The 22,150-nt window shown below is 56.3% G+C and carries 22 protein-coding genes; 4 read left to right on the top strand and 18 right to left on the bottom strand.

The genetic code is table 11. The annotated features are described in order from the left end of the window. Positions 1-48: 48 nt before the first annotated feature. A complete protein-coding gene (locus tag IPP88_02320; protein ID MBL0121596.1) occupies positions 49-234 on the bottom strand; it encodes a helix-turn-helix domain-containing protein in 186 nt (61 codons plus the stop codon). A 181-nt stretch (positions 235-415) separates the two neighbouring features. Here IPP88_02320 and IPP88_02315 point away from each other — a divergent pair, with 181 nt between their 5' ends. Beyond that, a complete protein-coding gene (locus tag IPP88_02315) occupies positions 416-1,546 on the top strand; it encodes a helix-turn-helix domain-containing protein (GenBank protein MBL0121595.1) in 1,131 nt (376 codons plus the stop codon). 355 nt (positions 1,547-1,901) lie between these two features. On the opposite strand, the gene IPP88_02310 is transcribed toward IPP88_02315, so the two are convergent. The 15 genes from IPP88_02310 to IPP88_02240 form a co-directional block, all read right to left on the bottom strand. Continuing rightward, positions 1,902-2,390 carry a Mov34/MPN/PAD-1 family protein gene (locus IPP88_02310; protein ID MBL0121594.1) on the bottom strand — a complete coding sequence of 163 codons (489 nt, stop codon included), beginning with the start codon at positions 2,388-2,390 and terminating at the stop codon, positions 1,902-1,904. Continuing rightward, positions 2,380-3,213, bottom strand: coding sequence for a ThiF family adenylyltransferase (locus IPP88_02305; protein MBL0121593.1), 834 nt, complete (start codon positions 3,211-3,213; stop codon positions 2,380-2,382). Before IPP88_02305 ends, IPP88_02310 begins: the two co-directional genes overlap by 11 nt. Positions 3,214-3,356: 143 nt before the next feature. Then, entirely contained in the window at positions 3,357-4,112 is a 756-nt protein-coding gene (locus IPP88_02300) for a hypothetical protein (protein ID MBL0121592.1), read from the bottom strand. Between the two features lie 5 nt (positions 4,113-4,117). Continuing rightward, positions 4,118-5,332, bottom strand: coding sequence for a nucleotidyltransferase (locus IPP88_02295; protein MBL0121591.1), 1,215 nt, complete (start codon positions 5,330-5,332; stop codon positions 4,118-4,120). Positions 5,333-5,416: 84 nt separating this feature from the next. Next, positions 5,417-5,743: an SAVED domain-containing protein gene (locus tag IPP88_02290; GenBank protein MBL0121590.1), complete on the bottom strand. Its 327-nt coding sequence runs from the start codon at positions 5,741-5,743 to the stop codon at positions 5,417-5,419. Further along, positions 5,707-6,981 (bottom strand): SAVED domain-containing protein, encoded by a 1,275-nt coding sequence (locus IPP88_02285; GenBank protein ID MBL0121589.1) that lies wholly within the window; start codon positions 6,979-6,981, stop codon positions 5,707-5,709. Before IPP88_02285 ends, IPP88_02290 begins: the two co-directional genes overlap by 37 nt. A 368-nt stretch (positions 6,982-7,349) precedes the next feature. Continuing rightward, complete coding sequence (locus tag IPP88_02280) at positions 7,350-7,673, bottom strand: YegP family protein (GenBank protein MBL0121588.1); 324 nt, start codon at positions 7,671-7,673, stop codon at positions 7,350-7,352. Between the two features lie 970 nt (positions 7,674-8,643). Then, positions 8,644-9,837: a ribonucleotide-diphosphate reductase subunit beta gene (locus IPP88_02275; GenBank protein ID MBL0121587.1), complete on the bottom strand. Its 1,194-nt coding sequence runs from the start codon at positions 9,835-9,837 to the stop codon at positions 8,644-8,646. 41 nt (positions 9,838-9,878) lie between these two features. Further along, the gene (locus IPP88_02270) at positions 9,879-10,076 is read right to left on the bottom strand and encodes a hypothetical protein (protein MBL0121586.1); all 198 of its coding nucleotides are present in this window, start codon (positions 10,074-10,076) and stop codon (positions 9,879-9,881) included. A 94-nt stretch (positions 10,077-10,170) separates the two neighbouring features. Further along, a complete protein-coding gene (locus IPP88_02265) occupies positions 10,171-10,383 on the bottom strand; it encodes a DUF1508 domain-containing protein (GenBank protein ID MBL0121585.1) in 213 nt (70 codons plus the stop codon). A 54-nt stretch (positions 10,384-10,437) separates the two neighbouring features. Then, the gene (gene lysM / locus IPP88_02260) at positions 10,438-10,953 is read right to left on the bottom strand and encodes a peptidoglycan-binding protein LysM (protein MBL0121584.1); all 516 of its coding nucleotides are present in this window, start codon (positions 10,951-10,953) and stop codon (positions 10,438-10,440) included. Positions 10,954-10,972: 19 nt separating this feature from the next. Then, positions 10,973-11,200 (bottom strand): DUF1508 domain-containing protein, encoded by a 228-nt coding sequence (locus IPP88_02255; GenBank protein ID MBL0121583.1) that lies wholly within the window; start codon positions 11,198-11,200, stop codon positions 10,973-10,975. Positions 11,201-11,368: 168 nt separating this feature from the next. After that, entirely contained in the window at positions 11,369-14,302 is a 2,934-nt protein-coding gene (locus tag IPP88_02250) for a ribonucleoside-diphosphate reductase subunit alpha (protein MBL0121582.1), read from the bottom strand. 680 nt (positions 14,303-14,982) lie between these two features. Beyond that, on the bottom strand, positions 14,983-15,831 hold the full coding sequence (locus IPP88_02245) for a hypothetical protein (protein MBL0121581.1): 849 nt from the start codon (positions 15,829-15,831) through the stop codon (positions 14,983-14,985). A gap of 2 nt (positions 15,832-15,833) precedes the next feature. Next, complete coding sequence (locus IPP88_02240; protein MBL0121580.1) at positions 15,834-16,661, bottom strand: hypothetical protein; 828 nt, start codon at positions 16,659-16,661, stop codon at positions 15,834-15,836. Positions 16,662-16,912: 251 nt separating this feature from the next. Here IPP88_02240 and IPP88_02235 point away from each other — a divergent pair, with 251 nt between their 5' ends. Both IPP88_02235 and IPP88_02230 read left to right on the top strand, forming a co-directional pair. Further along, positions 16,913-17,731 carry a hypothetical protein gene (locus IPP88_02235; GenBank protein ID MBL0121579.1) on the top strand — a complete coding sequence of 273 codons (819 nt, stop codon included), beginning with the start codon at positions 16,913-16,915 and terminating at the stop codon, positions 17,729-17,731. 2 nt (positions 17,732-17,733) lie between these two features. Further along, on the top strand, positions 17,734-18,954 hold the full coding sequence (locus tag IPP88_02230; protein ID MBL0121578.1) for a hypothetical protein: 1,221 nt from the start codon (positions 17,734-17,736) through the stop codon (positions 18,952-18,954). A 67-nt stretch (positions 18,955-19,021) separates the two neighbouring features. On the opposite strand, the gene IPP88_02225 is transcribed toward IPP88_02230, so the two are convergent. Next, positions 19,022-20,404 carry an N-acetylmuramoyl-L-alanine amidase gene (locus IPP88_02225; protein MBL0121577.1) on the bottom strand — a complete coding sequence of 461 codons (1,383 nt, stop codon included), beginning with the start codon at positions 20,402-20,404 and terminating at the stop codon, positions 19,022-19,024. Between the two features lie 71 nt (positions 20,405-20,475). Beyond that, entirely contained in the window at positions 20,476-20,985 is a 510-nt protein-coding gene (tsaE, locus tag IPP88_02220; GenBank protein ID MBL0121576.1) for a tRNA (adenosine(37)-N6)-threonylcarbamoyltransferase complex ATPase subunit type 1 TsaE, read from the bottom strand. Positions 20,986-21,020: 35 nt separating this feature from the next. Between tsaE and queG the strand changes: the two genes are divergently transcribed. Continuing rightward, complete coding sequence (queG, locus tag IPP88_02215; GenBank protein ID MBL0121575.1) at positions 21,021-22,130, top strand: tRNA epoxyqueuosine(34) reductase QueG; 1,110 nt, start codon at positions 21,021-21,023, stop codon at positions 22,128-22,130. The last annotated feature ends 20 nt before the right edge of the window (positions 22,131-22,150 follow it).

The raw sequence follows: 22,150 nt of genomic DNA, 5'->3' as shown, positions 1-22,150 counted from the left end.
AGCTATCAAGCGCACTTGGGCCTCGTATATCTCAGGTATATCCAGTCGCTAGCTGTCCGGCGAGTGCGCAACTCTGCGTTCAATCCACTCATCGATTGCGGCAAGGTCCCATTTCCTGATTCGTCCCAACTTGAAGTAGCCGGGAAGCTCGCCGTTGGCGACCATCTGTTCGAGCTTGCGCAGGCTAATTGAGAGCTTTGTCGCCACTTCCTTTGCGCCGATCAGTTTCTTCACAAAAATTCCTATTGTTTTGTTGCATTGGAACGCATGATGATGCAATGTCACGCAAGATGGAAGCGCGTGCCAAAACAACAAATGCGAACTGCCTCCAAGGGGAAATCCCTGGGAAGCGCAGGTTTCGAGAGCAAGCCACGCCGCCATTTGAAATCAGCAAATGCGAACTATTGGCCGCAACTTGAAGAAAAGAGCGCGCACAGACTTTCTCGGGCGCGGTTCTTGGGCCTTGTGCTTTTCGGCGGAAGAATTGAGCATAGTGGATTCCCCCGGCAAGTCGGATCGACTTGATCGCGTCCGTTTTCACAATTTTCTCGCGCCACTGCTGAGCGTATGCGATGTGAGTGGGCACGAACTAGAACTTACCTCAGGTATGGCGCTCATCGATTTCATTTCGAGGGTAATCCATCGAAAAATTCGCCAGACAAATCTAGCGGTGCTTTCCACGGTAACCAATTGTCGTTCAGCTTCCGAATTGCTTGAAAGATTCAAGACTTCCGGTCTGGCAAGCATAAGGGGCATGCCGCAAATGGTAGAAGGCGAAGTTGCATCTGTCGCGATTTTGGGCCGGTCACTTGCACTGTCGGCACAATCTGATTCCTACAAGGAGATGGAGAAAGTCGCCTGGGGTCTGGCGCTGATCGGCTGGGCAATTACCAAATGGCGCGTCGCTCAAATCTGTGAAATCTGCTTTCGTCACGCATGGCCGGGCAACAGATTTTGTCGTGTTCATTCGCAAGCCGGTCCTGACGGTCGAAGCCGGGCTAAAAGATTTGCGGCATACCGGAGAGGGCGCATGGCGAGGGGGATTGCCGAATTACGCGGAATCGTATTCACGAAGGGGCCTGACGGCCTGCAAAGAGTTAATCACTACGAAAATACATTTTTGTGGCTGATGTTTCCTGAAGCCGCGCCCGTATTTACCGACAACGAACGTGACAAAGAGCTTTACGAAGCGCTCAGAGGTGCACGTCGCGTGCTCCTCAAGTTAGGTGGTAGGACTGCGCTATGCAAACCGTATCCGGAACTGATTGCAATATTTCGCAAAAAAATTGATCAAGACACCCTTGAAGCGCCAAATGCTTCTCTCATTCGCGAAGCCGAAATTTGGCTGCAACTTGAAGAGGAAGTTGCGCCAACTCGTCGTGGCAAAGGCGTGAAAACGATTGCGTTAGTCGACCAAGCGGTCCTCATTGCACGAGAAGGGTATTCGAAAGTTGAAATTGCGCGTGCGTTAGGGGTCGCAAAGTCAACCGTTTCCTCTTGGTTGAAAAGATATTCAAATTTTCGAGAAGCCTTCAGGCACAAATGACGTGAAGGAACATTTCGCAAAACGTTTGCCCTCCATTTCTTAGTGTAGAGAGCGATATTTGGGACCTTAGCGACGTTACCATCGTGGATGCATAGGATGTTTTAGGTTCTCGATTTTCTTGCATCCGTTCCGCTTCGAATGGAGTGATTACCGCGCTCGCCTTTGGCTAACTTTGCCACAGAAGACTTCACGTGGTCGTGCACGCCACGTACAAGCCTTCTTGAAAGGATCTATTTCCAACAAGGACGGTCAAGGCCCGTGAAATCGTCGCTTTTCTGAAGGCAAAGCCCGGGACCTAACGCAACCCGCCATTCATTCGCGCCTTTTTCGCAAGCGTCATTCTGTCTCAGCACGTCTAACGCGGTACTCTCTCAGCCACGGAAAACTTCGCTCTGTCATGCACACCCACATATATACCTTCTGGAAAGGCGCGGTTCCCGACAATGACAAACACCAAGCCAGTGAGAAGCCCTGTTGCCGCCATCGCGTGATCCTTTGCCAGTTGTTCATCTTCATTCGAGGGACTCGGCAGCGCTTCCGGATGTGAATGCCAAAACCCGATGCAATGCAGTCCTTTTCCGAACAACTTGGCACGTTCCTTTTCGGCGGCCGCAGAGTCAAATCGCACACCGCTATGGGACGCCTTAATGCTGTGAAGGACCGAAACAAAGCTAATGCAAACCTCGGATCCCGTTAGGTCTTCGCTGTATAGCTGCCCAACCTTCTCCTTCGACCATGACCATTTTTGCCGGTGCTTGTGCAAGGTCAACAGCGATTCGGCCGAGAATGTAAGCGTCCAATTCGCACCGAGTAACCGATAAATCAATGCCTCGCTATGGATCATGGCTGCTTAGCAACGCGTTCAAATTGCGAGTGATCATGACCGCCTCATCGCGAGAGCCGTTTTCCGGAACGATCGACTTTAGGGAGGCATTTACTGGCAAAGCAAGAAAGAATGAACGGGTTCGAATCCATGACCAGACCAGCGACTGCGTCACCTTGCCATCAATAATATTCAGAAGCCTTTCACCGACAAATCCTGCGGCCTGCCATGCATCTGCGGCGGCGTAAACATGAAAACCGGCACCGCAGGCAGGTAAGTTCACCCTCGTGTCCGTCGGCCAAGTCGCAACATTCACCAGGCTGTCTGCGGGATCGGAGTCCGGCCATATGTCATTTCCTCTCAAGTACACAGCATGAGCCGCTGCACCAAATGGCTCAAGCCACGCATGCACAATTCCACAGTCGCCGAGAGTCTGTTTTCGCAATTTTGAAAGAAGTACGCGAATGCCACCTTCACCGGTGCAATCAATTACGAGGTCGAAGTCGCCCCGCTTGCACGAATCAGCAATCCACGAACTGGCGACAGCAACGAGCGCTTTGATTTCCACGCCGGGAATCTCGGATCTCAATCTCTCTTGCAGCGCGATCGATTTTTTCTGCCCAATCGCTAACATCCCAAGCACATGTCGGGCACTATTCTCGGCCTCGAAGGTCTCGAAATCCACGAGGGTGAGTTTGCCGATTCCAGCGCGGGCCAACAATTCTGCAATCGGGCTTCCCAATGAGCCGCAGCCCAATATCAATACATGTTTCGTGCGCCTGATGTGCAACACGTCCAATTGATGATCACGGGCCAAGGCCCAGTCAGGATCAATGCGACTCAACTCGACAGGTTCGACGCCGGGATTTGAGAGAAGCGAGATTGGTGCGGGGAACAGCTGGTACCCAAAGAGCAGACTGTTCTGAGTGAGAACCACGAAGGCGGGACGGGATTGTTCATGCCGCTTGGATTTGTCATTCCACTTTTTCAGTCCACCATGACATTACGGACAACTGGTGATCGGTGATTCTGCCGACCAATACTTCCAGCGCCTGAAAAGTCGTCGGCCACTCGAGGGGTGTCCATGGCTCCGATTCCGGAAGGTGGACGAACAGCGCATGTCCCCGGACCAGGTACCTTTGGACAACCCATGCTGGGCAGCGATTTTAGGGGATCGCCATCCGCCATGCATACGACGGCAAGTTTGCCCTTCTTGTAAACGGCAATGCGTCCGTCCGTGTGACCTGAAAATGGGTGCAAATAGACGTATGCATCCACTACAGCCGGACGCGACGTGCTCCTTTTGCGCTGCTTGTCGCAAAATCTTGTCCAGTAGGCAACTCGTTCCTTCTGGAACTCTCCCTTAATCCAGGTGCTGTCCTCACACTGGGTTAAAAAGTACCGCAATTTTTGCAGGGCGCGCTCCACTGCACCGATCGGGTTCTCAAAATCCGTTGGCGAAAACTCGACCCCCAAACAAATTTGGCCGGTCTCTTCTACATGGGGCAGAACCAGGCAAAGAGATTTATCGACATTGATTCGAGGCGCGCTGACCGGAAAATCTCTCGGCAGCATAAGCTCGACCGCGCTACCCATGAGGACCGGATGTACATTCTGCAGCGTCCAAACGTTAAGCCGCTTGCCCGCCGAAAGTGCCGGCGCGCGCGTCGCATACGCGGCACCAGCACCATCAAGCCAAGTCTCTATTGCCGCAACTGCATTTTCAAAGTCGACTGCCGACACTCAAGTCAGGCCAATGTATTTTTTGAACCAACAGGTGTCGGTTTCGTTGGATTCGCGCGGACACTTGATGGCGCCGTGGCCAGCAGTCCGTCTAACACATTGGGAGTTTTCGGTAGGCTTTGCTTCCACGCATCGACTCCCGCTTGTCCAAACACACTACGGATTCGATTTTCTGTCCGGTAGTTATAGTCCTCAGTAAACAAAGCCAGCAAGTCGTCTTTCAGCTGGCCATGCCATTTCTCAAACTCTTTTGCACGAACGCCATTGTCGGAATTCCAGCGGTCAGCAAAATTCTCTCTGGAAAGCTTGGGATTTTCTACCAGGTAGTTGCCGTTAAGTCGACGAATGTGGATGGGCATTTGCTCAACAATTTCCAACACCACTTCAAGTGGAGTGGAGAAGTCGTTTCGCCGGGTTGCCCAAACCTCTTGGTACGCCTTGGCTGCCAGCGTGACCAAGATAACCGAGATAGGCATTGCCTCTTTTCGAGCGTCCGCGAGGTAATAGTACGAGTTTTCCCGGTGCAGCTTCATCAGCTGGACCGTGCGCCGCAAGACATCATCTATGCCTATGCGCGTCGTCGGGATAGGATCAACTTGGGCCTTCGCCTCGGTCAGGTTTACAACTTCACGTTGCTGAAAATTGAACTTGCGGCTCGCAATTTCACAGAACCAGACTGCATATTCCTCCGGATTTGATGGACTCCATTTTGTGTTGGGGTCACGAACCCGCAAATCAGTTCCGGTGATTTCCAGACTGCCGGGGATCGCTGGAGTAACATCAAAATAGAATGGTTCGCCCGGGTATTGCAGGCGCCAGCACCTGCGGCGTGGTTCGGGATCGCCCGTGGTTTCATTTAACCCATCCAATGCCCTTCCAAATTCAGCAAAAAACGCCTCGGATTCGGCATTGGTGAATCGGCTCCCCGTCAGTTTGACAACAATGTCGAGATCAAACTTGGCGTTTCCGCGTGGCGAAATCGTTGTCTGAGTCCTCATTGAACCTTGCACCACGATATGCACATCGGTGTCGGCAATGCTGAGCTTGTTTGCAACTTGACGAGCGAGCTCTTCGTATTTCGTCTTGGCTCGTGCAAGTTCGTCAGCCGATATCTCGAGTCTGCGCAACATGGATACGATAAACGTTTCCCATTGGTCCTCTTGTCGCCGCGCGATCAAGGCTGCGATTACAGTTTTTGAAAATGGCAAATTTTGATTCATGTTCAATCTTTCTGGAAACCCGAAATGGCTTCCGATGCGTCGCGTATAGAGCTGGATCGTAGGTTCGGCCTGTTGTTCACCAGCCTAGCCGAGCGAAACCTCCTTGTTTGTACCCACCAGCTCGACCTTGCTGCCGCTTATCGCGATGGTTGGAACAAAGGAACCGCGACTTTGCGACTGAGGGTCGCGCTTCCTTTCGTAAATGACAAACTTCGCGTGATGTCGCGCCTGTAGTTTCTGTCCCAGCAATACACACGCACTCGACGGCGCGATGATAATCATATGCACCGTTTCAACCTTCCACTGGTCCTGCAAAATGCGAAGTGCGTCGTCAACGCGTAGCGCAAGAAGATCCAGATCTGCCTGGGTTCCGATTACATCGTGCGCACATTCGACGGCTCGTAGTTCCAATGCGGGAAGATTCGGCTGTTGATCCGCCCAGGAAGTTCGGCCCGATCCAATGCGGCCGTAAGGTACACGAGCAGTGCAGCCTCTTTGCCACCGTTGTGGCCTACAAGTTCCTTTACGGAATATTTGTTACTCGCGGGCTCAGGTGCGCTATGCGGCCATTGCCAACGCTCTCCCAAAGCCGTCGGGCTGGCATTTCGATTCGGTTGAAATAGATGCGTTGTTGTGGAATTCCCCAGCACACGCCCCGCCAGAATCTGAATTGAGGTGACATGGGTCGGAAAGACCGCGACAACCGGAGGCAGGGAGTTGGTCAACGACGTGCCGCTGAGATAATTTTCGAGCGCGGGCAATTCTTTACGCAGAGACTCAAAAAGGGTTTCCCAGTAATGCTGATGGCCGCTATTCGCAAGGTGGCTACCATTTCGCATGAACACCAGCGGTTCTGGTTTGGCCCTGCGGAGCTTTCTGCTCCACATCGCGTTTTCAGCGGCCTCGGCGTTGAACCCTGCAACTTGACCCTCGATATTCCCGCCCACGACGATCATGTGGGCCGCGGGAAATTGCAATGAGTTGAGCAGGCGATTTACTTCGCGAATATTTTTTTCGCGCATGTCTGACAGTGTCCGGGCATCGTATCGCTGTGGGTCCACCCGATCAATCAGACGATGGCACTTGTCACAGAGCAGCATGATGTTGCTTGGGTCGTTTGCCCGGATTCGAGACAAGTTTATGTCGCCGCGAGGGCCTTTCGGCGATGACGCCACGATGTGGGCGAAGTAGCTGTAATTGCCGCGCTTGCCGCCGGCAAAATGCGTGCGCAGGTCTAAACCACACCCGTCGAATTGGCAGCGCCAGGCAGCCAAGGACGCGACCTCAAATTGCGTTTTGTCATCGACCTCCCCTGCCCGACCCTTGGTAACCTGGTCGCGCTCCTTACACCAGTCAGAGATGTGCGAATACGTCGCTACGATTATGGCAGCGACTGTCGGATCGAATCCGAGTATGGGACCAGATACATCTGCCCAGAACAAGTTGTTTGAACGTGCAATAGGTTTGAGGGCGGCCACGGATTGTTTGTCAATATCCGCCAGCCCCAGATCGTCCCACGTCGCGGAGGTACCGGCGCGGTTATACAGTCGACATTGATAGCCGTTTGCCGCCATTAGAAATTGTTTGCTGCCTGCGGCGCTGTAGCTCGCTATCGCGCTTGCAAAATCGGCATCGGAAACGACGGTCATCACTTGAACTCGTAGAGATCGGGCGCAATCATTCGGTGGGAGGTGAAGGCAGCCCGCCGCGCGGGCGATCATTTTTCTCTTTCGTCACGCCTTTGAACGGATCCTTATCTGCCTTCTGATCCATGAATTTTCCGTCTGGTCCACGCTTCGTCCAGGTTTCGTTTTGCGGATTAAAGACTTGGGAACGTTGCCTAACTGCGCCGACCCGGTGGTTGTCACCAGGAGTCTTGTTTTTGCCATGACTGAATCCTTTGTCCAGCTGATAAAAGAACCCGCACTCAAGCTACTGGCGAGCTTGAGAGCGGAATAAATGCAGCATCAGATAGGTGGCCCGCAGAGAATTCCACGACACCTACCTGCGCACGCGACTAAGTCAAGTCTTCGAGCGTCCCATTCGGACCATTTTCAATGCACGAGCGAACGCCATTGTCCCGGCCTTGCGCCGAAACATACATTTCACTTTTGCCGATCGTTTCGTGGTTACCCGCCTTAGGGACGAACCACCACTGCGTTCCAGAGCCGTGCTTGACGTAATTGCTTTCGGTTCCGGAATTGCGCTTGCACGAATCGATACCGTTCAACGCACCCTGCTTGTTGACGTACGTTTCGCTCGTGAGGATCTTCTCGCTGTTACCAGCTTTCAGATTCCAGAAGTACTGCGCGTTCTTGCGCAGTTGATATTTTCCAGCCATGTCTTACCGCCTTTCTTGCAACTAAGTTGAAGGAAGGCAGCCGGCCGAATGATTGCGTGTCAGCCGTTGACGCCATTAACCAGAAACGGTTAGCATCACAGGTTGCGTTGGAGCCAAAACCACGCAAGGAAGGTCCTCATTCGACCGACCACCGGATCTGCGGGTAGCGTCAACTATCCGCAGATCTTTTTTATTGTCGGTCTCAAATATCCCACTGATTACTCGTTGGCACTGTCGACTGACGAGTGCCAATATACCCCGATTCGCGAGCGATGAGAAGTGTTTTTTGATTCAGATATATATGTTAAAAAACAATAAGTTATGTCTACAATATGACACCTGACAACCTGTAGGACAACCTCACTTACCCACAGCTTGGTATTTCCCAAGTTTTCTTAGCTAGTTAATCAGTGAGTGACTATCTTTTACCAAGAATTGTCGGCGCAGAAACTCTTCTTTAGAATTTTTTTGCCTTTACTGCACTGCATATTCATACAGTCATTCTACGGCCTTTATATTCGCCAAGGTTGCTTCGCGGCATAGTTTTTTTCAATGTTTCTGCGGATTTTAATAGCGTGTCGTTACTATCCACACGACTTCGCACACCTCGTCTAGCAGCAGTGGTTGTACGAGTATTCACGCGCGTCGGTGCAGCTTCTTGTCCCCACAAAACGAAGCTCGTGTAACACAAACTCGCGTTGGGACGGTCAAGCTTGCGTCGCAAAATGAAGAAGCCGCCCGTAGGCGGCTTCTATCACGGGTTACGCATAGATAAATTAGGTGTAAATGTCTTTTTCTAAATTCCAATATGAATCGATTTAAGCCATTTTTTTCGGCGCGTTGGTATCAAAGTACCAACGCGACCGAAATAATGGTTTTCCGCATTTTATGGCTATGCAATTTGAAATGATCGCGGAGGAATTTGCACTGATCGCGGAAAACTACATCATTTCCTTTCGCCCGCTTAGGGTCACTCCCAATTCAAAGCCCCCCCCGTCTGATATTCGGTAACTCTCGTCTCAAAGAAATTCTTCTCCTTCTTGAGATCCATGAGCTCGGACATCCACGGGAACGGATTGGTGGCACCGGGGTACAGCACTTCCAGCCCGATCTGCTGCGCGCGGCGATTGGCGATGAAACGCAGGTACTCCTTGAACATCGAGGCATTCAGCCCCAGCACGCCGCGCGGCATGGTGTCTTCCGCGTAGGCGTATTCCAGTTCCACGCCCTTCCGGAAGTAGCCTTCGATTTCCTTCTTGAATTCATTGGTCCAGAGCTGCGGGTTTTCGAGCTTGATGGTGTTGATGAGGTCGATGCCGAAATTGCAGTGCATCGATTCGTCGCGCAGGATGTATTGGTATTGCTCGGCGGCGCCGGTCATCTTGTTCTGGCGGCCGAGCGAGAGGATCTGCACGAAGCCGACGTAGAAGAACAGTCCTTCCATGATGCAGGCGAAGACGATCAGGGATTTCAGCAGCTTCTGGTCGGCCTCAAACGTGCCGGTCTTGAAGGTCGGGTCGCACAGGGTATCGATGAAGGGAATGAGGACGCGGTCCTTGTCGCGGATGCACTTCACTTCGTTGTAGGCGTTGAAAATCTCGGCTTCGTCCATGCCCAGACTTTCGACGATGTACTGGTAGGCGTGGGTGTGGATGGCTTCTTCAAAGGCCTGGCGCAGCAGGTATTGGCGGCACTCGGGCGCGGTGATGTGGCGATAGGTGCCGAGCACGATGTTGTTGGCGGCCAGCGAATCGGCGGTGACGAAGAAACCGAGGTTGCGCTTGACGATGAGGCGCTCATCTTCGGTGAGACCGTTCGGGTCTTTCCAGGTGGCGATGTCGCGGTTCATGTTTACTTCCTGCGGCATCCAGTGGTTGGCGCAGCCGGAAATATATTTGTCCCAGGCCCATTTGTATTTGAACGGCACGAGCTGGTTCACATCGGATTTGCCGTTGATGACGCGCTTTTCTTCCGCGCGCACGCGCTGGAAGCGCGGATCGACTTTGGTATCGAGGTCATCCGACGGCGGCGCATTCGGCAGGTCTTCGAGCATCGGGCGGACGCCCGGTTGGGCCAGCACGCCGGCGTAGGCCTGGGAGATGAAATTGGGGGTGCCGGATTGCTGCTGCAACTGTGGCTGCAGGCGCGGCTGCATCGGCGGCATTTGTGGCGCCGGCGGCGTGGGGGCAGGTGTGTCGTCCCAGGTTAAAGACATGGTTTTCTCTCCATTGTGTTCAAGAAGCCGGATTGCGGCCGGGCGGCTTTGTTGCCCAGCATTTCAAATTTTTTGGGTTCCGCGTGTCGGGTGGATTTGCCCATTTCGAATTTGGTGCTCGTGCGTTCCTTCATGGCGGTGAGCATTTCGAATTTCTTGGGGATCGAGGATTTTGGTACTTTGGACATTTCGGCGTTTCCGGTTTCAGTTGATTGTTTCTTTGATGCTTGTCTGGCCTGGTGCGGTTACTTGCTGCACGCTGGGGATTCTGGTCAGTGAGTACTACGCCACCATCGCTCCCGACACACTCGCGATCGGCCCGAAGTTGTCGTACAGCATCGGTGAGGCACTTGCTTCACGCACCCGCTTGATGGCGGCAAGGCAATCGCTGCGCCGCTCGTAACCCAGCGGGGCGGTGGCGATCTTCACGCCGTTCGGGGCAGAGAGATACCAGCGCCATTGACCGACTACGTCCTGATAGATGTGGAAGACCATGATGACCTCACCGTTCGTGGGAAAGATTCGAACTCTCTGCTGCCGCCGCGTGGATTACTCGAGTGGCGGAATCCGCAAAACCTGGCCGGGATAAATCTTGTCCGGATGCGTCAGCATCGGTTTGTTGGCTTCAAAAATCACCGGGTACTTGTTGGCATCGCCATAGAATTTCTTGGCGATCTTCGACAGGTTGTCGCCGCTCACGACTTCGTGGAACTGCGCTTCGGGTTCCGGGTCTTCGACTTCCATCTTGTCGTTCACATGCGCGACCCCGGCGACGTTTCCGCAGCAGAGCAGGATTTTTTCTTTCGTTTCCTGGTCTGGCGCCACGCCGTAAACGTTCACGGTGGATTCGGCGGCATCGAACATCACATCGAGCGCATTGGCATCAAGCTCCTGCGAGTGGATGTAATCGATGATCGCCGTGGCGGCGTTCTTGTTCAGCTCTTCCAGTTTTGCCTTGGCGGCTTCATTGTCGGGCGCGGCGTCTGCCTGCTTTTGCGCGGCTTCGGCTTCCTTGTGGCCGAACAGTTTCTGTCCGGCTTCCTTCATAAAACTCATCAGACCCATGATGACTCCTCGTGATTTGTTAGTGTTTGCGAAAAAGGCCCGGCATCGACAACAGCTCGGTATCCATCAGGCTGGTGACGTTCTCCAGCACGATGGCTTCGTCGGATGCTTTCACCGCTGAAATGGAATCCAGGCAGGCATCCTTGTCGCGATACCCGTCGCCGGAATCGGCCACCATCTTGCCCTCGTCATTCGAGAGCTGCCAGCGCCATTCAAGTTTTGCATCCTGGAAGATGTGAAATTGCATTGGCTTTTCCTCTTCTTTTGGGTGGGTGAAAAAAAGTGGTGCTGCATGTCGTGCTGCATTAGCTGCTGTATTTGCCTGTCGTCCCGGATTTAGTCCGGGACCCAAGTTCGGTCGGTGTAGCGCGCTAGCAAAATTGGGCCCCGGACTAAATCCGGGGCGACAGTTTCTCTATTGACAGGCTTCACACTCAGGATTGTCGATCGAGCAGAACTTCGCACCTTCCGCCGCGCCTTCGCCCATGCCGCCTTCGCCTGCATAAACCGCGCTTGCGCCCATGCCAGTCATCCCACCCGAGATCGGCACTGAATTCAGTTCTCCACCACGACCGGTCGATTTCTCGGCCGAGGACGCGGAAAGCGTGCGCAGGTAGTAGGTCGTTTTGAGGCCACGCAGCCAGGCAAGCTTGTAGGTGTCATCGAGCTTCTTGCCCGATGCGCCCGCCATGTAGATATTGAGCGATTGCGCCTGGTCGATCCATTTCTGGCGACGTGACGCGGCTTCGATGACCCAGCTCGTATCGACTTCGAACGCGGTCGCGTAAAGCTCGCGCAAGTCCTGCGGGATGCGATCGATTTTTCCGAGGCTGCCGTCGAAATACTTGATGTCGGCGACCATCACTTCGTCCCACAGGCCGCGGGATTTCAGGTCACGCACCAGGTAATCGTTCACCACCGTGAATTCGCCGGAGAGGTTGGATTTCACGAACAGGTTTTGATACGTCGGCTCGATACATGCCGAGACACCGATGATGTTGGAGATGGTGGCTGTCGGCGCAATGGCGATGCAATTGGAATTGCGCATGCCGTATTGCTTGATGCGATTGCGCAGAATGTCCCAATCCATCGTCGAGGACATATCGACTTCGACATAGCCGCCGCGCTCTTCGCGCAACAGGTTCAGCGAATCCTGCGGGAGGATGCCGCGATCCCACAGCGAGCCTTTGAATGTGGAATAGCGGCCGCGTTCCTCGGCCAGTTCGGTCGAGGCCCAATAGGCGTAGTAACACACGGCTTCCATGCTGGTGTCGGCAAATGCCACCGCCGCGCTGGAAGCATACGGGACGCGGATTTCGTGCAGGCAATCCTGGAAGCCCATGATGCCGAGGCCGACCGGACGATGCTTGAGATTGGAATCGCGCGCTTTCTTGACGGCGTAGTAATTGATGTCGATGACGTTATCGAGCATCCGCATCGCGGTGGCGATGGTGCTCTTCAATTTCACGTGATCGAGTGTGCGCGCGCCCTTGCCATCGTCTTTCATATGATTGACGAGGTTCACCGAGCCCAGGTTGCAGACCGCAATTTCGCTTTCGTTGGTATTAAGCGTGATCTCGGTGCAGAGGTTGGAGCTGTGCACGACGCCGATGTGATTCTGCGGCGAACGGACGTTGCACGGGTCCTTGAACGTGATCCATGGGTGGCCGGTTTCGAACAGCATCGACAGCATCTTGCGCCACAGGGTCAGCGCCGGCACCGTCTTGAACAGCTTCATTTCGCCGCGTGCGGCCTTGGCTTCGTAGCCGGTATAGGCGATCTCGAATGCCTTGCCGAATTTGTCGTGCAGGTCCGGACAGTTGGACGGCGAGAACAGGGTCCAGTCGCCGCCTTCCATCACGCGGCGCATGAACAGATCCGGAATCCAGTTCGCGGTATTCATATCGTGCGTACGGCGGCGGTCATCACCGGTATTTTTGCGCAGCTCGAGGAATTCTTCGATATCGAGATGCCATGTTTCCAGGTAAGCGCAAACGGCGCCTTTTCGTTTGCCGCCCTGATTGACCGCCACCGCCGTATCGTTCACTACCTTCAGGAACGGCACGACCCCCTGCGACTTGCCATTGGTACCTTTGATGTGCGAGCCGAGCGCGCGCACCGGTGTCCAGTCGTTGCCGAGGCCGCCGGCAAACTTGGAGAGCAATGCGTTTTCTTTCAGCGCTTCGTAAATGCCATCAAGATCGTCGGCCACCGTGGTGAGGTAGCAAGACGAGAGCTGTGAACGACGCGTGCCGGAATTGAACAAGGTTGGCGTCGAGGACATGAAATCGAACGTGGACAGCACGTTGTAGAACTCGATGGCGCGCGCTTCGCGTTCCACTTCGTTCAATGCGAGGCCCATCGCGACACGCATGTAGAACGCCTGCGGCAATTCGATGCGTTGCTCTTCAATGTGAATGAAATAGCGGTCATACAGCGTTTGCAGACCGAGGTACGTGAACTGGTTGTCGCGCTCGGCATTCAGCGCATTGCCGAGTTTTTTCAGGTCGTACTGCGCCATGCGTTCATCGAGCAATTCGGCGGCGATGCCGCGCTTGATGTAGCCGGGGAAATATTCCGCGTAGCGCAGGGCCATGTCGGACGGCATCACTTCTTCGCCGAGGATTTCCTTGCGGATCGAATGCATCAGCAGGCGCGAGGAGACTTTGGTGTACGCCGGATCTTTTTCGATCAGCGCGCGTGCGGCCATGGTGGCGGCCTTGAATACTTCCTCCTGCGGCACGCCGTCGTACAGGTCACGCAGCGTGGCTTCGAGGATCTGCTTCGGGTTCACGTATTCGCCGAGCCCGTCGCACGCCGCTTCGATCAGCGTGGATAGCGCCAGCACATCCAGCGGACGATGGCCGCCATTGATGGTGACGTTGATGCCGGCCACTTCACCGGCCACCGCGTCGGACACCTTCGCCGCGCGCTCGGCCGCGCGTTCTGCGGTGCGCTTTTCGCGATACAGCACGTAATGGCGCGCCACTTCATGGGCACCACTGCGCATCAGCGAGAGTTCGACTTGGTCCTGCACTTCCTCGATATGAAATGTGCCGCCTGAAGGTTTGTGGCGAATCAGCGCGTTCACGACAGCCGCGGTCAATTGCTGCACCATGTCGCGCATGCGCGCGCTGGCCGCTTCCTGCCCGCCATTGACGGCGATAAACGCCTTCGTCATGGCAACGGCAATCTTGTTGGGTTCAAACGGCCCGACGGAGCCATTGCGACGAATAATCTTGTAGTCCGAGTAGCGCGATTCGGCGGAATCGGTATTCGAGTTACTCACAGATGCTGCGGTCAGGCCAATTGCGGGATTCGCCGGATTGATATCGGATGCAAGTCGCATGGGTAGGGTCTCCTAGGGGGCGTCTTTTTTAATGATTTCAACTACTTATGCAGGTAGCCAAAGCTGATGCGGGGCTTCCTGGCGGCAATAATCCAATGTGCGTCCGAAACACATCGGCTGCCGAACACGGTGCGTTGAAAAAACTTGCCAACAGGTTTTCCACCGTGCGTCCCGATCTCATACAGGAATTAGGAACAGAAGTATCCACAACCCACACAACATCTAGTGTTCCTGTGGGTCAGGCAGCACTATATCGTGCGCTTTAAAGAAAATGCAACACTATTTTATTTAGTTCTGATTTGCACGTAAAAACAAGGGGTTAAAGCGCTAAAACGCACCTGGAAATGGTGTGAAACCTCATGTGAAACATTAAAAGTTTGCAGGCCTAATAAATACGGGCGTTCCGGGCCAAAAAATGCCTGAAATGCCCGCCAATACTAGGGTTTTGCCTATGGGATGGACGTGCATTTCCGGCAATCAAGCCGCCTCGCGGATAGCGGGAATGCGACGGAATGCGTTGGATTACGTTGGATTGCGGGGCATCGCGGCGCTCGTGCCCGCTCTTGCCTGGGCTTACCTGTAGCCGCCCGGCCGGGCCAGCCATGCCCGGCTTCAGGGGTGTGAAGCTCGGGGGGCTGGCCCGCGGCGGTCCCGGTACGCACGCACCGGCAGGCGCGTGACTAGAAGATGGATCGGATGAGATTGGTGACCAGCACGCCTTGCGGGTTCAGCGCGATGATGCGCGCGCTGTTCGGGCCCTGCATCACGATGCTCACTTGCGCGATCGACGTCACCGATGAAAACGCGACCGGACAACCGGTGAAAGGCGGCAAGCACACCACCGAACTTGCATTGGTCCAATAGAGCTGCCCAACTGCCTGCAGCCCGCCTGCGATCCACTGCACGCCCTGGATGGTGTACCAGCGCGGCGCACCCTGTCCGTCGTAGACATACCAGGTGCCGAACACGGTATCGCTTCCCGTGAAACCGTGAACGAACGTCATGCCGGAGCCGAACGTGGTGGGGTCGTACCACATGCCGGTGAGATCGTATTGGGCGCGATTGCTGTTCGCGGCACGCGTGTGAAGCGTGGTTTCGCCCACGTACACGCCGTCATCCATTACCACAAGGGCGCGCAAGTCGCCTTCATTGTCCGGCGTGAAGCTGACGGTTGTGCGGTAGGTGACGATCAAATCACCGCAACGCTGGACATCCTGCAGGTTGCCGTCGAGCCGGATGGTAAAGGTCCGCTTGCGGGCGATTTCGGTACCGATCACCGACGCGCCACGCGGCAGGCACCCGGAGGGCCAAAACAGGCTCACGGCAATTTGCCTTGGCACGCCGGCACCCGCGGCCACGGGAACGATGTCGAAGTTCACGGAAATATTGGCCTGCGCGGCCGCGAGGCCGGACATTCCTGCGACGAATATCATGAGCAGGAAGCGCGCACAGGCATGGACCACGTGCGCGCCGCGCACGCAGCGTGACCGCGGCAATGGTAAAAGCGCATCCAGGCGGAAGATCTTCATGGTCATATCTCCGCTCGAATGACATTGGACGAGAAAATCACCGTGCCACCAGTGGTCAGGGCCTCGACCGTCGCTGTCCCGTTGCCGGTGATGGTGACGCGCGCACGTCCCACCACCACCAGCAAGTCGATGCTCGCGGGACAGCCGTAGATGAAGAGCAGCGAACAGTTCGCCACGGCGGAGGTCTGATACAGCCAGCCTTCCATCACCCTGCCCTGCGATTTCCACACCGCATCCTGGATCGTGTACCAGCGCGGCTTGCCCGAGCTGTCATAGACGTACCAGGTGCCGAACACCGCATTGTCGTTGACGCGGCTATGCACGAAGGTGAGCCCGGAGCCGTTTGATTGCGGGTCGTACCACATGCCGGTGATGTTGAACGCGGAACGATCGTCACTGGCCGCACGCGTATCCAGCAGCGCCTCGCCGAGGAAATCTCCGTCGACATTGAGCACCAGCAGCCGCGAGATGCCGCGTTCGCCGGGCGTGTAAGTCGTGGTGACGGTATAGGGTTGAAACGTGAGCGGGCAAGGCATCAGGGTCATGGGCAACACCAGTTGCACGACCAGCGTCGACTGGCGCACCAGGCCGGCACCGGCCACCCTTGCGCCGACCGGCCAGCACCCGGCCCAGGTGCCGGTAATCCTGATCTCGCGTGCGACGCCGGTATCGGCCACGGCAGGCGTCACAGTCACCTTCGACACGCGCTCGGGAAATATCAGTGGCGGCGCCTGCGGCCGCGCGGCAGGCGCCCACGCCAGCACGCCCAGCGCCACCAATGCCGGCAACCACGCTACCGGCTTCACCAATCCTGAAAATCGTCCCGCCATGATCGTCTCCTTTGCATTCCCGCCGGGAATGCAATATTCTGTTGATGCGGGAATTATTCCCGCATTTATAAAATAAAGCAAGTGTCCTGAAATTGGCGATTCCATTGCACTTCCTGTCGCGCTGGCCACACAATCAAAACGCCGTCGCCGCGGCGCGACCAGTTCGTGTCCCGCATCGTTCTTTTGCTGTTCAATTTGCATTCGCGCCGCGGCACGGGAATAATTCCCGCACCGCCACCAAAGCCGTCCTGATGCCCGAATCCCCTGAAAATCAGCGCACCCGCAATCTGCTCGACACGATTGCGCGCGTGCTCGGGCCGATCGTGCGGCTGCTGATTACACGCGGCGTTTCCTTTCAGGTGACGAACGAACTGTTGAAGCGCGTCTATGTGAATACCGCCCGGCAGCATTTTGCCGATGACGACGCTACCGGCACCCGGCTCTCGCTCCTGACAGGACTGAATCGCAAGGAAATTCGCCGCCTGACCGAGGCAGCCGGGGACAAAAGACCCGAAGACATGGCGTCGTTTGCCTCGGCCACGCACGCCGTCTGGCGCAGCGTGCGCCGCTGGCGCGATCGTGATGGCAATCCCAAGCCGCTGCCGCGCCGCACTACGGGAAGGCAGGCCTCATTCGACGATCTGGTGCGTTCCATCACACTCGACCATCGGCCGGCAGCAGTGCTGGAAGAACTGGAACGCCTGGGTTACGCGACCGAGGACGCGGAAGGCTTTGTACATTTGAACGCAAAAGCATTTCTCACCCAGCGCAGTTTCGACGATCGGCTTCTGCCGCTGGGTGAAAACCTCGAAGATCACGCCAATGCCGCCGTGACCAATGTGCTTGCGCCGCAACCACAATTCCTGGAGCGCTCGGTATTCTCCGATGAGCTATCGGCTGACTCGGTTGCGGCACTCGCAAAACAAGCGCAATTGCAGTGGCAGCGTGTGCACGACGAAACCATCGAACAGGCAATCACCGCCGAAAAAGCTGATGCCGATGCCGGACGCGAAGGCGACATGCGCATCCGGGTCGGCATGTTTTTCTACGCAGATAAAAAGGGCGAATGATGATGCGTATGCGATTGACTTTTCCGCTCGACCTTTTCCTTTCAGGTCTATCCAGCCGGTGCCTGCTGGCCGTGATATTGACAATGTTGCTGACACAGTGCGGCGGCGGCGAAACCAAGACCGGCTCCAATGGCACCGGCGTGGCGCCACCGCCGGAAGAACTGTTTGCCGCAAGCGGTCCGATCACCTCGCTCGGACCGACCGGCATCGGCGGTACCTCGATGGACGATTCGTCCGCCCTGCTTCAGATCAATGCACAATTGCCGCGGCCGATTGCCGAGACCCGGCTGGGAATGATCACGGAAGCCAGCGGCACCATCGCGACAAACGCGTCCACGGGCACCGCTCGCACGTTGAACGCGCAAAGCGCGGTAATCGCGCCGGTCACCGGTATCGATCTGGCGGCGCGGCGGCTGACAGTATTGTCGGTATCCGTGCAGGTGGATCAGAACACGATACTGGAGGGATTCTCTTCGCTGGAGCGTATTGGCATTGGCACGCGCGTTGAGGTGTATGGCCTGCCCCAGCCAACCTCAAACGCTATCAGCGCCACGCGGATCATTGCCCTGCAGGTAGCCGCTGGTGCTCCGGTCGAAATACTGGGCAGGGCAACCGGGCTGACCAGCAGTCAATTTAACCTGCCGGGGATTGTCGTGACGACCAACGGCGCCGTACTGATCGTCGCCGGTATCGCCGCGTCGCCCGCTCCACCAATTCCATCGATCGGCGAGAACGCGCGGGTGCGTGTCATTGGCACTTTTGACGCCGCAAGCAACACGCTCAATGCCACACAGATAATCGGCGGACTGAATCCCGTGCGCAACGACGATACCGTGCTGGCGCTCGATGGACTGGTGCAAAGCGTGAGCGCGGCGGGCCGATTCCGCGTCAACGACACGGATGTCGATGCCACGGTCGCAGGTGCCGGCATGCTGGTTCCCGGCGCGCGCGTGCAGGTTCGTGGTCGCAAGCTTGCGGGTGTATTGGTCGCCAGCGAGTTTCGCCTGATCGGCGCGGGTGATCAGGTTGTTTACACCGTACAGGGCGCCGTGAGCGACCTGGTCTCCGCGGCGAGTTTCAAGGTACGCGGTGAGGCAATTGACGCCTCGGCCGCGACGTTTACCGCCACGCCGGGAGTACTCGCGAACGGCCGGCAGGTGCGCGTGAAGGCGGTCGCCGGTCCGGGGCACCTGATCGCAACGGAGGTGACGTTTCTGCCCTAGCAGATTGCATTTCGTCGACGGTGCCGGCGGAGACGCAGTACCCAATCAGGAAATCCGCGCGGGTGCGCTACACCCGTGCGAGCGCGGGATTTTTCGCAAAATAACGCTTGATGCCATCCGCGATGGCGTCGGCCATCTTGTTCTGGTAAGCCGCGTCGCGCAGTTTCTTTTCTTCATCCGGATTGGAGATGAAGGCGGTCTCGATCAGGATCGATGGGATGTCGGGCGCTTTAAGCACGGCAAAGCCAGCCTGCTCGACGACAGACTTGTGCAGGCGATTGACTTCGCCCAGTTCGGCCAATACCAGCCTGCCAAGTTTCAGGCTGTCGTTGATTTGCGCGGTTTGCGAGAGATCGAGCAGCGTGCGGGCGAGAAACCCTTCCCTTGTGCTGAGGTTCACGCCGCCGATCAGGTCGGCTTCGTTTTCGCGGTTGGCGAGCCATTTGGCCGCGGTCGATGTTGCCCCGCGCTCGGACAGCGCAAACACGGATGAGCCGTTCGCCTCGGGCATCACGAACGCGTCGGCATGCACGCTCACGAACAGGTCGGCACGCAACTTCCGCGCGCGTTGCACGCGATTCTGCAAGGGTACAAAGTAGTCCGCATCGCGCGTCAGTGCAATACGAAAATTGGTACTGTCCTCGAATTTATCTTTCAGTTTGCGCGAAATGGTCAACACCACGTCTTTTTCGCGCGTACCGCGACGGCCGATGGCGCCAGGATCTTCGCCGCCATGGCCAGGGTCCAGCACGACAACAATGGCGCGGGCGGTCTTGCGTTGGGTGACGACGGCAGCGGACTGGTTGCCCCCGGCAGCCTTGTCCGGGGCACTCGTGCCCGATCTCGATTCGCCCGCGACGGTGGTTCTCACTTCCGTCGCGGGTATCGAGTCCGCCGATCTGTTTTTATTTTCCGGCGACGTAACGCGACCGTCTTGCTGCGGTCTAGAGGCAACTGAATCGGGTGCGGCATCGTTTGCGGATGGATTCGTCGGTTGGGAATATGTCCCCTTGCCGAAACCCATCACATCCTCATTAAGGAGCGCCAGCATTGTGTCCTGCGGCCGCGCGGGATAGATATCGAGCATCAATCGATGGCCGAATTCGCCGGCGGGCGGCACGGCAAATACTTGTGGTTTCACTTCGGTCTTCAAGTCCAGCACCACGCGGATCACATTCGCCCGATTAACGGCGACACGAATCGCCTGCACATATGGGTCACCGCCGCCGATCTTGGCCGCAAGCTCCTTGAGCGCGGGGCCAATTTCGACGTTCTCGATGTCGATCACCAGCCGCTCAGGGTCCTTGACGAAGAAATGCTGGTACTTGAGTGCCACGGGTGACTCAAACGTGACGCGGGTGTATTCATTGGCCGGCCAGACGCGTGCGGACGAGACTTTGGTAAGTGCGGCCGCAAGGGCTTCGCGCGACAGAAGCGGGGATAGCAGCAACGGTAGCGTGAGCAGGCCGCGACGAAACAGGTCCGGTGCCGATTGGCGCTCGATACTTGCGTGCGAAATGCTTACTTGCTCGATACCGCCGATGGCAGCGTTTGCAGGAGCAATTGAACGAGGGACTGGCCGCGCGGTGTGTACGCCTGGATCGTCGCACTTCGTCCCGTCGACGGCGATGGCGCCAGCAGAATCTTCAGGTCCGGAAGGGGCAGCAGTTCTCCGGCCTTCTCCGGCCATTCCACAAGACAAACGTTCGTCCCGTTGAAGAGATCGCGAAACCCGGCGTCGTTCCATTCTTCTGGCTCACTGAAACGATAAAAATCAAAGTGATACAAGTTTAACTTAGAAACTACATAAAGTTCAACCAGCGTGTATGTAGGGCTTTTTACCCGCCCTTCGAACCCGAGCCCCCGCAGGATGCCTCGCGATAGCGTGGTCTTGCCGGCGCCGAGATCGCCGGAAAGGTGAATACACACTCCCGGTTGCAGCAAACGCGCAATCGCCGCACCCAGCGCGAGCGTCGCGGCTTCGTCGGAAAGGTCAATTTCCAATTGCGATAAATGTGATATCGGACTCATCGGGCTGAAAGGAATGTGCCTGCTAAACTTTGCGAATGAATGTTGAAACCGACTTTTCCGCGCTCGCTTGCGATATCAAATCGTGGGGTCGTGAACTGGGCTTTCAGGAAATCGGCATCGCCGATACCGAACTTACCGTCGAGGAAAACTATCTGCAGCAGTGGCTGCAACGCGGCTACCACGGCGACATGGATTATATGGCGCGCCACGGCACGGCGCGAACGCGACCCGATGAACTGGTGCCGGGTACATTGCGAGTCGTCTCAGTGCGGTTGAATTATCTGGCACCGGAGGCCAAAGACAGCTCGCAAGTTCTGGAAGACGGCGAAGCGGCGTTCATTTCCCGCTACACGCTCGGACGCGATTATCACAAGGTGCTGAGGGCCAGGTTGCAGACACTCGCGGACCGGATCGAATCCACGCTGGCAGAAAGTGCGGTCGATTTCAGATATCGCGTTTTCACCGATTCCGCGCCGGTAATGGAAGTCGCGCTGGCGCGCAAGGCCGGCCTGGGCTGGCGTGGCAAACATACGCTGCTGCTGACGCGCGATGCGGGCTCGATGTTTTTTCTCGGCGAGCTTTACACCAATCTGCCGTTGCCGGTGGATGCGCCTCTCACCGAACATTGCGGCACTTGCCGAAAATGCATCGACATCTGCCCGACGCAAGCCATTGTCGCTCCCTATGAACTGGACGCGCGCCGCTGCATTTCCTATCTGACCATCGAGCACAAGGGCCCAATCCCAGAGAAATTGCGCCCGCTGCTGGGCAATCGCATTTACGGCTGCGATGACTGCCAGCTGGTCTGCCCGTGGAATAAATATGCGCAGCTGTCAGCTGAAAACGATTTCTCTATTCGCCACCAACTCGACGATGTCACGCTGGTCGAACTGTTCGCATGGACCGAGTCAGAGTTCAACGAACGCATGGCCGGTTCCGCGATTCGCCGCATCGGCCACGAGCGCTGGCTACGAAATATTGCGGTCGCTCTGGGGAATGCGTTGTCGAAACCGGACCTCAACGGCGAGACACACGCCCGCCTCAACGATGCCCTTCGATCTCGCGCTGACCATCCCTCCACCCTGGTGCGCGAGCATGTTACCTGGGCGCTGGCGCAGTCACGTACGGCCCATCAGGCGCGGTAACAAGAAAAGCGCGCGACCGG

Source organism: Betaproteobacteria bacterium (assembly GCA_016720925.1).
Taxonomy (GTDB): domain Bacteria; phylum Pseudomonadota; class Gammaproteobacteria; order Burkholderiales; family Usitatibacteraceae; genus UKL13-2.
Note: the sequence above shows the minus strand (reverse complement) of the source record. Positions and strands in the feature narration are given on the sequence as shown.

Excerpts from the sequence above, each read along its gene's own strand:
- IPP88_02310 (MBL0121594.1), bottom strand. The coding sequence starts at position 2,390 with ATGATCCATAGCGAGGCATTGATTTATCGGTTACTCGGTGCGAATTGG.
- IPP88_02295 (MBL0121591.1), bottom strand. The coding sequence starts at position 5,332 with ATGAATCAAAATTTGCCATTTTCAAAAACTGTAATCGCAGCCTTGATC.
- IPP88_02285 (MBL0121589.1), bottom strand. The coding sequence starts at position 6,981 with ATGACCGTCGTTTCCGATGCCGATTTTGCAAGCGCGATAGCGAGCTAC.
- IPP88_02280 (MBL0121588.1), bottom strand. The coding sequence starts at position 7,673 with ATGGCTGGAAAATATCAACTGCGCAAGAACGCGCAGTACTTCTGGAAT.
- IPP88_02275 (MBL0121587.1), bottom strand. The coding sequence starts at position 9,837 with ATGCCGCCGATGCAGCCGCGCCTGCAGCCACAGTTGCAGCAGCAATCC.
- IPP88_02270 (MBL0121586.1), bottom strand. The coding sequence starts at position 10,076 with ATGTCCAAAGTACCAAAATCCTCGATCCCCAAGAAATTCGAAATGCTC.
- IPP88_02265 (MBL0121585.1), bottom strand. The coding sequence starts at position 10,383 with ATGGTCTTCCACATCTATCAGGACGTAGTCGGTCAATGGCGCTGGTAT.
- lysM (MBL0121584.1), bottom strand. The coding sequence starts at position 10,953 with ATGGGTCTGATGAGTTTTATGAAGGAAGCCGGACAGAAACTGTTCGGC.
- IPP88_02255 (MBL0121583.1), bottom strand. The coding sequence starts at position 11,200 with ATGCAATTTCACATCTTCCAGGATGCAAAACTTGAATGGCGCTGGCAG.
- IPP88_02250 (MBL0121582.1), bottom strand. The coding sequence starts at position 14,302 with ATGCGACTTGCATCCGATATCAATCCGGCGAATCCCGCAATTGGCCTG.
- IPP88_02245 (MBL0121581.1), bottom strand. The coding sequence starts at position 15,831 with ATGAAGATCTTCCGCCTGGATGCGCTTTTACCATTGCCGCGGTCACGC.
- IPP88_02240 (MBL0121580.1), bottom strand. The coding sequence starts at position 16,661 with ATGGCGGGACGATTTTCAGGATTGGTGAAGCCGGTAGCGTGGTTGCCG.
- IPP88_02235 (MBL0121579.1), top strand. The coding sequence starts at position 16,913 with ATGCCCGAATCCCCTGAAAATCAGCGCACCCGCAATCTGCTCGACACG.
- IPP88_02230 (MBL0121578.1), top strand. The coding sequence starts at position 17,734 with ATGCGTATGCGATTGACTTTTCCGCTCGACCTTTTCCTTTCAGGTCTA.
- tsaE (MBL0121576.1), bottom strand. The coding sequence starts at position 20,985 with ATGAGTCCGATATCACATTTATCGCAATTGGAAATTGACCTTTCCGAC.
- queG (MBL0121575.1), top strand. The coding sequence starts at position 21,021 with ATGAATGTTGAAACCGACTTTTCCGCGCTCGCTTGCGATATCAAATCG.